This is a genomic window from Halostagnicola sp. A-GB9-2 (assembly GCF_030068615.1).
Taxonomy (GTDB): Archaea; Halobacteriota; Halobacteria; order Halobacteriales; family Natrialbaceae; genus Halostagnicola.
Window position 1 is genome coordinate 247,543 of the sequence record NZ_JASJOC010000003.1, and the last position, 14,070, is coordinate 261,612.

The 14,070-nt window shown below is 60.2% G+C and carries 13 protein-coding genes and 1 pseudogene; 7 read left to right on the forward strand and 7 right to left on the reverse strand.

Going from position 1 to position 14,070, the window contains the following annotated elements:
• Positions 1-145 precede the first annotated feature (145 nt).
• The gene (locus QNM96_RS09710) at positions 146-1,021 is read left to right on the forward strand and encodes a MinD/ParA family protein (RefSeq protein ID WP_283835990.1); all 876 of its coding nucleotides are present in this window, start codon (positions 146-148) and stop codon (positions 1,019-1,021) included.
• A gap of 366 nt (positions 1,022-1,387) precedes the next feature.
• A complete protein-coding gene (locus tag QNM96_RS09715) occupies positions 1,388-1,930 on the forward strand; it encodes a hypothetical protein (protein ID WP_283835991.1) in 543 nt (180 codons plus the stop codon).
• 81 nt (positions 1,931-2,011) lie between these two features.
• Here QNM96_RS09715 and QNM96_RS09720 read toward each other — a convergent pair whose 3' ends face one another.
• Both QNM96_RS09720 and QNM96_RS09725 read right to left on the reverse strand, forming a co-directional pair.
• On the reverse strand, positions 2,012-2,152 hold the full coding sequence (locus QNM96_RS09720) for a hypothetical protein (protein WP_283835992.1): 141 nt from the start codon (positions 2,150-2,152) through the stop codon (positions 2,012-2,014).
• 138 nt (positions 2,153-2,290) lie between these two features.
• A pseudogene (locus QNM96_RS09725) lies at positions 2,291-2,691 on the reverse strand (DDE-type integrase/transposase/recombinase); the annotation flags it as partial.
• A 275-nt stretch (positions 2,692-2,966) separates the two neighbouring features.
• Between QNM96_RS09725 and QNM96_RS09730 the strand changes: the two are divergent.
• Complete coding sequence (locus QNM96_RS09730; protein ID WP_283835993.1) at positions 2,967-3,140, forward strand: hypothetical protein; 174 nt, start codon at positions 2,967-2,969, stop codon at positions 3,138-3,140.
• Positions 3,141-3,569: 429 nt separating this feature from the next.
• Here the strand turns inward: QNM96_RS09730 and argS are convergent, their stop codons facing one another.
• The 5 genes from argS to QNM96_RS09755 form a co-directional block, all read right to left on the reverse strand.
• Complete coding sequence (argS, locus tag QNM96_RS09735) at positions 3,570-5,354, reverse strand: arginine--tRNA ligase (RefSeq protein ID WP_283835995.1); 1,785 nt, start codon at positions 5,352-5,354, stop codon at positions 3,570-3,572.
• Between the two features lie 156 nt (positions 5,355-5,510).
• A complete protein-coding gene (locus tag QNM96_RS09740) occupies positions 5,511-6,245 on the reverse strand; it encodes a DUF6517 family protein (protein WP_283835996.1) in 735 nt (244 codons plus the stop codon).
• Positions 6,246-6,373: 128 nt separating this feature from the next.
• Positions 6,374-7,504, reverse strand: a complete 1,131-nt coding sequence (locus tag QNM96_RS09745; protein WP_283835997.1) for a pyridoxal-phosphate dependent enzyme — start codon at positions 7,502-7,504, stop codon at positions 6,374-6,376.
• A gap of 2 nt (positions 7,505-7,506) precedes the next feature.
• Positions 7,507-8,466 (reverse strand): succinylglutamate desuccinylase/aspartoacylase family protein, encoded by a 960-nt coding sequence (locus tag QNM96_RS09750; RefSeq protein ID WP_283836370.1) that lies wholly within the window; start codon positions 8,464-8,466, stop codon positions 7,507-7,509.
• A gap of 212 nt (positions 8,467-8,678) precedes the next feature.
• Positions 8,679-8,957, reverse strand: a complete 279-nt coding sequence (locus QNM96_RS09755; protein WP_283835998.1) for a hypothetical protein — start codon at positions 8,955-8,957, stop codon at positions 8,679-8,681.
• 630 nt (positions 8,958-9,587) lie between these two features.
• Between QNM96_RS09755 and katG the strand changes: the two genes are divergently transcribed.
• The 4 genes from katG to QNM96_RS09775 all read left to right on the forward strand — a co-directional run bounded on the left by katG (position 9,588) and on the right by QNM96_RS09775 (position 14,034).
• Positions 9,588-11,726, forward strand: a complete 2,139-nt coding sequence (gene katG, locus QNM96_RS09760) for a catalase/peroxidase HPI (protein WP_283835999.1) — start codon at positions 9,588-9,590, stop codon at positions 11,724-11,726.
• Positions 11,727-11,936: 210 nt separating this feature from the next.
• On the forward strand, positions 11,937-13,085 hold the full coding sequence (locus QNM96_RS09765; protein WP_283836000.1) for an MBL fold metallo-hydrolase: 1,149 nt from the start codon (positions 11,937-11,939) through the stop codon (positions 13,083-13,085).
• 18 nt (positions 13,086-13,103) lie between these two features.
• Positions 13,104-13,355 carry a hypothetical protein gene (locus QNM96_RS09770; protein ID WP_283836001.1) on the forward strand — a complete coding sequence of 84 codons (252 nt, stop codon included), beginning with the start codon at positions 13,104-13,106 and terminating at the stop codon, positions 13,353-13,355.
• A gap of 247 nt (positions 13,356-13,602) precedes the next feature.
• Positions 13,603-14,034, forward strand: a complete 432-nt coding sequence (locus tag QNM96_RS09775) for a hypothetical protein (RefSeq protein ID WP_283836003.1) — start codon at positions 13,603-13,605, stop codon at positions 14,032-14,034.
• Positions 14,035-14,070 lie beyond the last annotated feature (36 nt).

Genomic DNA, 14,070 nt, shown 5'->3' on the forward strand with positions numbered 1-14,070 from the left:
CGCCAATTTTCTCCGGGATTGATCGAGAGTTGTGATCGAATTCGGTTCGGCCATTCCACTAACTGAGTTAAATTCCGGATCGATTATGGAAGGATATATGTCACGATTTAAGGTGTTCCCGCCACACTGTGGCGATATAATCAATATGTCCGACAAGACGGTATTCGCCATCGGGAGTGGAAAAGGCGGTGTTGGGAAGACGACGACGACGGTAAACCTCGGTACTGCATTGGCACAGACGGGCGAGCGCGTGGCGATCGTCGACACCGACCTGGGAATGGCAAACCTCGCGGGGTTCGTCAGCTTGAGTACGGATTCGACCACCCTACACGACGTGCTTGCCGGAAACGCCTCGGTCGCGGACGCGACGTATCCGTTGACGGACAATATTGTGGCCGTCCCGAGCGGAACTGGACTCGAGGAGTACGCCGAGACCTCGCCCGAGGGACTCCGGGAGGTCGTCGACGAACTGCGCGACGAATTTTCGTACGTCTTCCTTGATGTCGGCGCTGGCGTCAGCCACGAAACCGTTCTCCCGCTCGGACTCGCAGATGCCGTCTTGCTCGTCTCGACGCCGGAACCCGCGTCGGTCCACGATACCAAAAAGACCCTCGAGTTGACCGATCACGCCAAGGGGAAAGCCGGCGGATTGATCGTTACTCGGACCCGCTCGGAGAGCAACGTTTCCCCCGAGGACATCGCCTCCCGGCTCGACATTCCGCTGGTCGGTGCGATCCCGGACGACACCGCAGTCCGTGAAAGCGTCTACGCCGGGACGCCTCTCGTCGTGTACGACAGCCAGCGTCCCGCCGCAGTCGCGTACAAACAACTGGCAGCCGAATTTTCTGAGATCGTCTCGGGTATGGCTACCGCGGACGGGTCGGACGGTCCCAGCGGTGAACCAGCTATCGCCGGAAGAACCGGCGGTGAAGCGTCCGGTTCGTCGGATTCATCCGTGGACGGCTCGGCTTCCGCTGAAGACCGCCCGGAGGGTATCACGGAAGCCGAGACCGATTCCTGATCGACGACTGGTTTGGGCACGACCCGGTGCTCCGTCTTCCACTACCGCGAAAGATTTTGTGGGCAATCCGGCTGTTTTTCCCACCATCACGAATTTCGTCCGGGTAGCTCCTTGCTACCACGACGACCTTCGACTCTTTCGGGCGCACGGACTCTCTGTGGCTGATCGACGAGCGCGGATTTGGGTGAGTACTGACCCGATAAATCGGCACCTGAATAGTTGCACGACGTACTACCACGGCTTCTGAACGGTTATTCGCGGCCAACTGCCCGATAGCGAGGGGTTACAGGAAAGATTTCCGGATAGCAACCCATTCCGGAAAGAATGATATGATTACTAATCAGGGGTGGTCTGGAGTGGGTGAATATGGAGCGAAGAAAGATCCTCCTCGGCAGTGGTGCCGTGTTCGCAACCGCACTCGCGGGTTGTTCAGACAGTACAAGTGAAGAGAATGGCGGTGATGACGACGGCGGTGACGGTAGTGGAGATGACGGCGACAATGGTATCGACGATAGTAATGGAAACGAAAGCGACGACGATTCCGACGACGAGGAATCGGACGAAGTCCCCGGATTCGATAAAGATAAGATCGATCTCGGTCACACGGACGTGAAAGTCGACGACATCAAACGCGACGGCTATCACGTCGATGTCGAGGTAACGCTCGAGGACACGCTGAGCCAGGACGAACTCTACGCGGTCGTCGAGGAGCTCGGCATCGTCGCCGCGGAGGCGATCGACGATCCGGAAACGTTCGTGGAATCGATCGAGACGATCGAGTTTACGATCTTCAACACGGACGGCGATACGGTGTTGAGCTTCTACATTGATGTCGCGTGGGCAGTCGCGTTCATCGAGAACAACATGTCCGAAGAAGAGTTCAAACACAAAGCTCTCGCAACCGCGTAGTCGGACACTGACTTTTTTCGGAGACGGCGCTCGCACCAGTGGCTACAGTGAGTCGCGTTCGAACCATGATCCGATTGGTGCCTACAGCGTCTTTCGAATGTACGAGTCAATTTCGGTTACCGACTCCGGATCGAAGGTCCAAAAGCCCTCCCACGAGCGGGGACTCGTTTCGATAGCGACCAGTGCCGAATGGGTGCCAGCGGGTTCTTCGGGGGTGTACACGACGAACCACGATTCGCGGTTGACCACGGCAAGGGATAGCTTCGAACGGTCGGCGGTTTCGATAAACTACTTCAGACTCACGGGTTGCGTTCGAAACGAGTAGGTTTCTGGATGATAAGCGCTCGCCCTCGAGAGACCGTCGTGTTTCTCTCGAAGCTCACGAATGAAGCCGCTCGCGAGAACTTTGGTTCTCGTCGACTTGAGCTTCGTAGGAGCAATTCGTTCGATTCAGGATCAACGGCAGCGTACAACCAGAACTGTTCGTCGTCGAGTCGGATCACCGCCTCGTCAACCGCGATGTGATCCGGACTCCGACCGGATTCCGGTTGTAGATCGGCCTTGTAAATCCAGTTGTGAACGGTCGATCGGGCCCGATCAACACCAAATACCTCGAGGACTCGAACAGTATTCGAAAGCGAAAGTCCAGCAAGGTGGAGCTGAATACTGAACTTCATCAACAGTCGCGGTGTTGCTTTCCGCTCCACAAAATCCGAGTCTATCTGGCCGATAATTCCCGTGAAGTGTGCGTTTTCGGACATAAATCACTCAGAAAACGCCACGACTCACTCCTTGAACCTCATCTGAACACCACCGGACGAATCGCGGAGACAACCCGGAAACACCATCATCCCGGTTTGTTAAGAGTTCTCTGACATCCTCACCTTTCAGTGTACTCTCGAGAACGTATTTCGACCCATAGGAAGGATACAACAGGGGAGGAAAACCTCAACGACCGGACTCGTGACATTCTTCTCGGATGATTTCTTAAGTGTCATCGCAACATATTTAATAGAAAAATTATATCATTTCAAACATGGACGATATATTACTCGGGATACTCGGCTTTCAAATTTCGATAGTCGCTGGAATCGATCTGCTGCTCCGGGAAATTGGCCCTACCCCCGAGGGAGCGGGCTACATCTTGATTTGGGTGGGTGTACTGATCACGATCGTCGCTGTTGGTCTCAATTACGTTTCATCTGACTAACTGGTTGTGTTCTGAAATCACATGTAACACGGTGAACAACACCGAACTGGCTTGGAGTACACGCCACGGGACGCTTGAGCCTGGGGAGGCAGGCGACAGCGCAATCGAATACATTAGCTTCACCGAATGCACGGACGCTTCGCCGGTCGAGGGCAGCTGCCAAATATTCTGATAACTGTGGAGGGTCTACTCGAATCATTGAGATTGAAGCGGACATCGAATGGGGGATTCGTACAACTTGGTCCGGCTGGGTTCCTGATGTAGAACAAGACGTTTGGCTACCATACGATCTCGGCTGTGGTGGCTTCCCTCACTAATAATCACTATGCGAGAGACACCATTCCACCGTCCCGGACCGGTTCCGCGAGGGAAGCCTCCGCCGCCACCGCTATCGGACCGGTCTCGCGGAGAGATTGCGACGCCCGTTTTTCACATCGAGCGCGGAGCGGCGACGCCGAGTACGGACAGCGCGTTCGCGACGGTGTGTCGCGACGCGGCGACGAGCGCGAGTCGCGCCTCGCGAACCTCGGGGTCGACGTCGTCGGCGAGGACCGGGCACTCGCGGTAGAACGTGTTGAACGCGTCCGCGAATTCGCGGGTGTACGTCGCCACCTGATGTGGCTGGAGGTCTTCGGCCGCCTCGTCGATAACCGAGGGGAACCGTCCGATCGTCTCGAGGAGGTTCCGTTCGGCCTCGGTCTCGAGAAGATCCGCGTCCGCAGCCGCCGACAGGTTTTCGACGGCCGCGTCGGCGTCGTCCGCAGCGTCGCTCTCTTCGAGGATCCCACAACAGCGCGCGTGGACGTACTGGACGTACGGCGCGGACTGGGCCTCGAAATCGAGTGCTTGCTCCCACTCGAAAGTAATCGCCTTCGTCGGCTGTTTCGAGACGATATCGTACCGGACCGCGCCGATGCCGACCTGGTGGGCGATGCGCTCGATGTCCTCGTCGTCTAAATCGTCGTCGCGGATGCGGTCGTCGAGACGTGTTTCGACTTCGTCGCGTGCGCGCGAAATTGCCTCGTCGAGGAGGTCGTCGAGGTCGACGCCCGTTCCACGGCGGGTCGACATCTTCCCCTCGGGGAGGTTGACGTAGGAGTAAAGCACCTGCCGAAGGCCGTCCGTGTCGTTGCCAAGTAACTCGAGCGTCGTTCGAATCTGTTTGGCCTGCAGTTTGTGATCCTCGCCCAGCACCGTGACGGCGCGGTCGTAGTTGTCGAGTTTCCATTCGTGGTGGGCCAGATCCCGGGTCGGATACAGCGAGGTGCCATCGGAGCGCAAGAAGACGAGGTTCTTGTCGATGCCTTGCTCCTCGAGCTCGAGTTGCCAGGCATCTTCCTCGTAGACCGCGCCGTCGAGTTCCTTGAGTCGCGAGACGACGTCGTCGGTCGAGCCATCCTTCATGAACCGCGTTTCCTTGACGAACTCGTCGAACTCGGCTGGGAGTCTGGCGAGACACGTCTTCATCCCCGAGAGCACCTGATCGACGACCTCGGTAACGCGCTCGTAGGCCTCCTCGTCGCCGGCCTCGAGGCCCTGCATGATCGACTCGATTTCGGCTTCGGCTTCCTCGACCTCGGCCTCCGAGGCGTCCTCGAGATAGGCGTTGCCCTTGCGGTAGTATCGAACCAGATCGTACTCGATGCGGTCGCGTTCGGGCTCGTCCTCGAGGTCCGCCTCGTCGAAGGTCTCGTAGGCCCACGTGAAGACGGCCATCTGCCGTCCCGCGTCGTTGACGTAGTAGTGGCGGTCGACATCGTAGCCAGCCGTATCGAGGAGGTTCGAGACGGCGTCGCCGATGATCGGATTCCGGGCGCGGCCGACGTGGACCGGCCCTGTCGGGTTCGCGCTCGTGTGCTCGACGACGACGGATTCGTCCCGATCCTCGAGGTGGCCGTAGCGCTCGTCGGTGGCCCGCTGTAAGGTCGCCTTGAAGTAGGCGTCGCTGGGCAGAAAGTTGAGATACGGACCCTGCGTTTCGACTCGAGCGACGTACTCGAGTTCGTCGGTATAGATTTCGTCCGCGAGTTGCTGGGCGACCTGGGGCGGCGGCGCGCCTGCTTCGCTCGCCAGTCGGAAGGCGACGCTCGAGGCGATCACGCTGTCGACGTCTTCGGGCGGCTCTTCGATCCCGAGGTCCCCGGTCGGGTACTCGAGGGCCGAGAGCGCCCCCTCGAGGGCGCCTTCGACCGATTCGCGTAGGGCTAGGAACATACCGACCCGTATTCAGGGCTCGAGTAAAGGGATGTCGGGTTCGAACGATACCGGGTCGTGGCTCGCGGACCGAACTATTCGGGTTCGCAACGATTGGATTCGATTCGGTGAAAAGTGTCGTGTCGAACGATCCGTCCGTCTTTCGCCTCGAACCGTTCAAATACCCAAAATACCTTCGTCCTCGTCTTCGTCGCCCCCATCGCCGTTTTCGCTGTCCTCAGACTCGTTTCCGTTTTCGTCGCCGCCTTCGGGTGCAACGTCGGAAACGCTCTCCATGAGCGAGATGACGTTCGGTTCCTCTTCGTCCCGGAGTTCGTTTGGATACACGCCGACGGTCACGAGGAGGTCGTCGTCGGTTTCGACCGCTTCGCTGATGTGTATCGAAACCTCGACGCTCGAGCCGTCGTAGGTCGCGTCGGCGGTGAATCTGGTCTGGGTCGTCTCTTGATCGAGGATTGTCACTGTTTCCTCTCCCTGCGGAGTGACGTTCTCCATCCCGTCGTAGTTGTCTTCGATTTCTGCGACGAACTCTCCGGCCGACATATCCTCGACGGGATTGAACTGCTGGCCGAGGATGCTAACCTGAGGCGTCGAAACGACGAGGAAGACGCCGCCGTCGTCCAGCGTGAGCGGCCCGACCGACACCGATTTCTCGTGTTCAGTGACGTAGTTCGTCACGCTCACTTCCTCCGAGGTGATTACGAGATCAACCGACTCCTCGAGGGTGTCTTCGACGACCGCGCTCTGTTCGTATCCGGTCTCCTCGCGTGCAGACTCGTCGACGCTCGCGGGTGACGCTTCGTGTTCGTCCATTCCGATCGTCCCGAGACAACCGGCGACGCTCGATATCCCGAGGACGGTCGCGCCGGCGAGCAGGCTTCGACGATTCATACGTGAGAATTACTGTCCGGTTTATAAGTGTTTGTTGGATACGTGAGAGACTGTCGCCGGCCTAACAGCTCTTTGGTCGACGTCTACGCCCGCTGTGGATCATGGGGACGTCCCAGACTCCGGTCCGGCTACGAGATTTTAAGACCGCTTCCGGTCAACGGGACGACGATATCGTCATCGTCTCCGAGTATCCCCAATTTTCGGTATCGAGAAACCGCCGCCGGCGCGATCGCGCTGGTCGGTTCAACGTAGAAACCGCTTCGATGGAGCCGATTCAGCGCGGTTTCGATCGGCTCGTTCTCAAGCGCGATTGCATCTCCGCCGCTCGCTTCGATCGCCTCTACGAGTTCGTCTTCGCGGGCCGGCTCGGCGATCTGGATTCCGTCGGCGACCGTCGCCTGAGGTTCGTCGACGGCGCTCGGAACGCCCGCACTCGTTTCCCCCTCGAGGCGTCGAACGACCGGCGCGTGGCTCGTCGCCTGAACGCCGAGCAGACGCGGGATGTCGTCGGTGATCCCCGTTTCCTCGAGGCGGGAAAAGCCTCGGTAGGCCCCGAGAAAGAGCGTGCCGTGGCCGATCGGGAGGACGACAGCGTCCGGGACGGTCCACCCGCGCTGGGCCGCGAGTTCGAACGCGAACGTCATCGTCCCCGCGTAAAACGCCGGGTTCCACGCGTGGCTCGCGTACCATCCCGTTTCCCCGTCTTCTACGGCCTCAAGGCATGCGGTCGTCACGTCAGCGCGCGTCCCCTCGACCTGCACGGGACGAGCGCCGACGCGTTCGATGGCCCGTAGCTTGGATCGTTTGACGTCCGCCGGAACGTAGATGTCCGCCTCGAGTCCGGCGCGAGCGGCGTAGGTGGCGATCGCCGCACCCGCGTTCCCCGACGAGTCTTCGATCACCTTCTCGACGCCGAGTTCGACGGCTCGAGAGAGCGTCGTCGTCGCGCCGCGGTCCTTGAACGACCCCGTGGGAAAGACGTACTCGAGCTTGAACGACGCGTCCCACCGGGGAGCGTCGACGAGCGGTGTGGCTCCTTCATGAAGCGAGACGTGTTTCTCGATCGGAAGGAGATCTGCGAACGCCCAGAGGTCGTTCCTCGGTTCCTCGAGGCTCAACTCCCTCGGCACGTCCTCCGTCTCCTCGAGCGGCCCGCCTTCCAGAAACTCGAGAGCACGTCCACAGGAACAGCGCCAGGGTTCGTCGGGACTCGCGTCGTAGACGGTGTCACACGCGGGACAGACGAGATCGGCTGGCATCGTCAGAAGGAGTCGACGTCGGTTCCGACCGAGCAGACGTACTCTCCGGTCGCGACCTGCGGGAGCCGCCGCGTTCGCCAGAGGACGCCGTCGCTGTCGGCCGTTACCTCGGCTTTCGTCTCGCCGAAGACGCTCGTCACCTCGAACAGCGTTTCGCCCGAACGAACCTGCTGGCCGAGTTCTTTCTGGATCGTGACGAGCCCGCCGACGGGCGAGCCGTACTGCTCGAAGCTGCTCGCGCGAATCTGTCGGTTCAGGTCGTAGCTTTCCGGGAGAAAGTCGTAGTACCGAAGGACGTTGAACACGCCCTCGGCCCCTTTCTGAATGCTGGTTTCGTCCCAGCCGACGCAGCCGCCGAGTTCCGGATCGACGGTCGGAATCCCTTTATCGGGTGCTGCTCGTGCGAGCTGTCCGTCCGGCCCCTTCTGGTCGAGCACGTAGCCGCAGCCGAACGCCTTCGCGAGTTCGAGACAGTCGTCGTGTAGGCGGTGGCGTTTCCCACAGCGGACCCGAACCTCGTCGATCATCCGACTCGTCGATCCCTGGTGGAGGTCAAGGATCAGATCCGCCTTCCGTGCCACCTCGAAGACTGCGTGGGCGATCCGCTCGCTCGAGGTGCCGTTTTCCGAGCCGGGAAAGGCCCGATTCATCTTCGTATCGTCGATCGGATTTCGATGTTCGGCGACCTGAAACGCGTGATAGTTAACGATTCCGACGATGAGAATCGTCCCTGCAATTTCGGCGGGATCGAGCCGAGGAACGACTCGCGTAAGCACGCCGACACCGTTCAACTCGTCACCGTCGCTCGCCGCCTGCAGGTACAGCGTTTTCCCGGGCTCCGCGCCGTTTACCACGGCGACGGGTAATCCGAACGGGCTGCCGTCTCTCGTCTCTCCGATCTCGAGACGGCCCGTGGCGATCTCGCCGGGCCCCGCGCTTGCGGTTCCGAGCGTCGTCGTCATATCACCGACGACGAGAGCGCTCGCCTTTACTGGTTCGGTCTTCCGGTCTCCGATCGCGCGGTTCTCCGGTTCGGCGCCACCGCTGACGACCGGAACTGTCGCTAGCAAAGAACTTCTCTCTCGAGCAGACGACCACCGCTCGCTTCGTCCGGAGTGACGGAAAATCAGCCCCTTCCGCTCCGATATCGACGGAAGTGTTATCGCCAAAAAGCCTATCGGAACGTTCGATCGCCGAATTCGTCGTCCGCTGCGTCGTCGTCATCGCTGTTGCCGGAGAGACGCGGTGTGAAGCCGCCGGTTAGGATGACCGCGACGACGATCAGCGTCGAGGAGAGAACCACGTAGTCATCACCGGGGTTGTATCCGGCGAGGTCCGATCCCGTCGAGACGACGAAGATCGTGACGAAAAAGACGACCGTTGCGAGCAACACCATGACGGCGATTCCGATGACGATCATCAACAGCGACGAGAGATACTTGACGAGTGACATACTCGCGATTCACAGTAGGCGTATGTAGTGATTTCGTCTTCGAACACGCTCGGCGCGGGCCGACGATCCCGTGGCAAGAATATCGCTCCTCGAGTTCCCTCAAGCCAATTCGGGCGAGTTCGACATCGAACACCGAAAACAAATTCGGGAATTAGGAAACTATGTATTGGATACGAGAAGGAACTGGTGCGAGTAGTAATACAACGTCTAACCGAGGACAGGAGGAGGCTACCGACGACAGGGGCAGGCTACCGACGACAGGGGAGGTTACCAACGTGCAAGGAAGACTCACTGAATCACGGCCTCGGAGGATCCGTTCGAGACGGGTGACTCTTTCGAGACGGATGGCGCCGACTGCGACACACTGGGAACCCGTTTTGGACAACCAGAACCACCACAGCGTCGGTCCACCCGGAGCGTTGCTGATAGACGGCTATCCTAACGTCGAGAAAATAGCTCTGTTCCCGTTGAATGGCTCAATCTGTGACGGCTGTCAGCGGTTGTACCGGTGACAGAGCACGCCTTATCGCTGATAAAAATTCCCAAAATAGAAATATTACTTGGTTCGTATCGAAGACTTCGTTAGCAGATTAGAAAATCTTAATAAGCGAAAGTAGCAATACCCTCATGATGACTAGGTCTAATCAAGACTGGTGGCCGGAGAAGTTGAACCTGAAGCTCCTCGACCAGAACGCTCGTGACGACGACCCGATGGGCGAGGACTTCGATTACGCCGAGGAGTTCGAAAAACTCGATCTCGAGGAAGTGAAGGCGGACATCGAAGACGTGCTGACGACGTCTCAGGAGTGGTGGCCGGCGGACTACGGCCACTACGGGCCGTTGATGATTCGAATGGCCTGGCACAGCGCAGGTACCTACCGTACCACCGACGGCCGCGGCGGTGCCTCCGGCGGCCGACAGCGCTTTGCGCCACTCAACAGTTGGCCGGACAACGTCAACCTTGACAAGGCGCGTCGCCTGCTCTGGCCGGTCAAGCAAAAGTACGGCCGCAAACTCTCGTGGGCCGACCTGATCGTCCTGACCGGGAACGTCGCCCTCGAGTCGATGGGATTCGAGACGTTCGGCTTCGCCGGCGGACGCGAAGACGCCTACGCGCCCGACGAGGCCGTCTACTGGGGTCCCGAGGACGAGTGGCTCGGATCTGAGCGCCACGACGACGATGGTACTCTCGAGGAACCGCTCGGGGCCGACCACATGGGCCTGATCTACGTGAACCCCGAAGGCCCCAACGGCGAACCCGATCCGGAGAAGGCCGCGGACTACATCCGCCAGACGTTCGATCGCATGGCGATGAACGACGAGGAAACGGTCGCGCTCATCGCTGGCGGACACACGTTCGGGAAAACCCACGGTGCCGCCCCCGACGATAACCTCGGCGCACAGCCCGAAGAGGCCCCTATCGATTTGCAGGGCCTCGGCTGGGAGAACGAACACGGCACCGGCAAGGGCAACGACACGATCACCAGCGGCCTCGAGGGCGCGTGGACCGACGCGCCGATCTCGTGGGACAGCGGCTTCCTCGACAACCTGTTCGAGTACGAGTGGGAACTCGAGCAGAGCCCCGCCGGTGCACACCAGTGGCGACCGAAGGACGAGTCTGCCGACGACGACGTGCCGGACGCCCACGAGCCGTCGGAATCGCACCCGCCGATGATGCTCACGACGGACCTCGCGCTGAAGGAGGATCCGGACTACCGAGAGATCTCACAGCGGTTCCGGGAGGATCCGGCGGCGTTCCAGGAAGCCTTCGCGAAGGCGTGGTACAAGCTGATCCACCGCGACATGGGCCCGCCGATCCGGTTCCTCGGTCCCGAGGTTCCGGACGAAGAGATGCTGTGGCAGGATCCCCTTCCCGACGTCGACCACGACGTGATCGGGGACGAGGAGGTCGCCGAGCTCAAGGAAACGATCCTTGGTACGGATCTGTCCACCTCCCAACTGGTTAAGACCGCCTGGGCGGCGGCCTCGACCTACCGCGACAGCGACAAGCGCGGCGGAGCGAACGGTGCCCGCCTTCGCCTCGAGCCCCAGAGAAACTGGGACGTGAACGATCCGGAGGAACTGGAGACGGTGCTCGAGACGCTTGAAGGGGTTCAGGAGGACTTCAACAGTTCGCGCTCCGACGGGACAAGGGTCTCGCTGGCCGACCTCATCGTGCTGGGTGGCGCTGCAGCCGTGGAGGATGCAGCAGCAGATGCCGGCTACGACGTGACCGTTCCGTTCGAACCCGGCCGAACCGACGCCTCGCAGGCACAGACCGACGTCGAGTCCTTCGAGGCGCTCAAACCCGAAGCGGACGGATTCCGCAACTACCGCAGTGACGAGGCCGATCGTCCGACGGAAGAACTGCTGGTGGACAAGGCGGAACTCCTGAATCTGACGCCCGACGAGACGACGGTTCTGGTCGGCGGCATGCGCGCGCTGGACGCGAACTATCAGAACTCAGACCTCGGCGTCTTCACCGACCAGCCCGAGACGCTGACCAACGATTTCTTCGTAAACCTGCTCGACAACGACACGGAGGTAGAAGCGTCCTCGGAATCCGAAGAGGTCTTCGAGGTTCGCGACCGCGAAACGGGCGACCTAAAATGGGAGGCGAGTCGCGTGGACCTCGTCTTCGGTTCGAACTCCCGACTTCGAGCCATCGCGGAAGTCTACGGAACCGACGACGCCGAGGAGAAGTTCGTACACGACTTCGTCGACGCGTGGGAGAAAGTGATGAAGCTCGATCGGTTCGACCTCGAGTAATCGCACTCGAGCGCTTTCGATTCGGTGACCGCGGACGCGTTTCGATCGAGTGTAGCCGCGGTCCATCACCCGGTTTCACAATCGTGTCGTGACGACGTCTCGAACGATGCGACACCTTCGTTTTCAGGACGGTCCGTGATCGTTCCGGCCCGCTCTCGTACACCGCAGTTAGCAGTCGATATTTAGGTCTCAGACCGCCTAGGAACAGGTATGGTCACCACACTCTCGGCGGAGCGACTCGCGGAGCTACAGGACGACGGCGAGGCGTACACGCTCGTCGATACGCGCCCCGAAGAGAGCTTCGAGTCGTGGCACGTCGCCGACGCGATCAACTTTCCCTTCGGCCCCGAGGAGAAACTCGACGGCCGCCTCGAGGAACTCGAAGAACACCTCGAGGGCACCGGTCGCGTTCTCACCATCTGCGCGAAGGGGATCTCCTCGGCTAACCTCGCGACTCAACTCGAGTCCGCGACCGACGAGTACGATGTCGCGGCCGTCGAGGGCGGGATGAAAGGCTGGAGTCGGGTCTACGATCGGGCGGAGATCAACGTCGGCGACTCCGTCGAACTCGTCCAGATTCAACGACGGGCGAAGGGGTGTCTCTCCTACGTCGTCGGTTGTCCCGAAACCGGCGAGGCGCTGGTGGTCGACCCCACCGCGGACACCGACGAGTTCGCCGTCGCCGCCGAAGAAGCCGGACTCTCGATCGTCGGCGTCCTCGATACGCACGTCCACGCCGACCACGTGTCGGGTGGGCGCGACCTTGCAGACAGGCTCGAGGTCCCCTACTACCTCGGCGAGCGGGCGGCCGAACGCGGCGTCGAAATTTCCTACACGTCCCTCGAGCGAAACGAGGTCCTCGAGGTCGGCATGCTCGAGCTGAAGGCCCTCGAGACGCCAGGTCACACCAGCGAGATGATTTCGGTACTGGTCGACGACCGGGCCCTGCTGACCGCCGACACCCTCCACGTCGATTCGACGGGCCGGACGGAACTCGAGTTCAACGAGGACGAGGGCGAGAAAGGAGCACGGATGCTCTATGAAACCCTGCACCGAACCGTGCTCGCCGAACCCGAGTCGATCGTCGTCTGTCCGGGCCACGTCACCGTCACCGCCGATGGCGAGTTCGCCCACGGCGCACCCGGCGAGCCGATCGAGACGACGGTCCAGGATGCCAGGACCGGGATCGACATCCTCGAACTCGAGGAAGAGGAGTTCGTCGAGCGGATGGCCGATGCGGGCGAAAAGCCCTCGAACTACGAGGAGATCATCGACCGAAATCGCGGCGCGCTCGGAGAGGAACTGGATTCGGAGGATCGAGTCGAACTCGAGTTGGGGCCGAACAACTGTTCGGCCTAACGGTGTCAAGTGTGGGCGATGATTCCGCCGGGGGACGGTCCGGTCGTGGGCATCGTCCAAACCCTCGAGAAGCAGAGGGATGCCTCGAGCTTCGGGGCTTTGTCGCTTCTCGTGACGAAGTTGGGCGTCCGAGTGACCGATGAAGGGCCGTCGCTCCACCCCGAATGCTCCCGGCGTGCGGTCCCGATTATCGCGGTCGTTCAGGTCGTTCCGACGCACCACAACACCCCTTCCTGCAGGAGCCGAATTAGCGACGATTTGCTCGAGTAGTGAGGATCGCTCGAGTAGCCCTCGAGGCGCGAGCCGTCGTCTGTACGCCAGATGCCGGTATAATTGACAGTAGCTCTGTTTCTTTATTTGATTTTGTGGTGAACCACGCGATCAGTACAGACGACAACGCGATACAATAACGTCCTGCCTCTACTATTCTCACGGTAGAACGGCTAGGACCCTATTATTGTGCATAAATATGGCGGCATGAAAGGTTTAATAACCTCGTTGTAGCCAGATGAGTTTGATGGTACGAGAGACAACACGGCGGCGAGCTATCCAGATAACCGGCGGAGCACTTCTGATCGGCATTAGCAGTCTGCCTGCAAGTGCACAAGAAGACGACGAGGCGCTCGAGCCAGATACGCGGATCGTGTTCGAAGGGCTGACTGAGGGTTGGCTCGGCGTCGAACCCGAAGAGATTGCAGACGAAGATAATCCGACGCTCACGCTCCAAGACGGTGAATCGTACGAGATTGGCTGGGAAGAAGGCGACGGCCAGGAACACAACATCGAACTCGTCGACGAGGACGACGAAGTCGTCGAAGACTACGAGACCGAAGAAGCAACCGAAGGTGGCGACGAGCAATTCATCGAGTTCGACGCAACCGACGAAATAGTCGAGTACGTCTGTCGGCTTCACCCGGAGACGATGCGTGGCGAAATCGAGATCGAGTAACCGTCGTGCTTGACACGGACCTCCCCAATTTTTGAG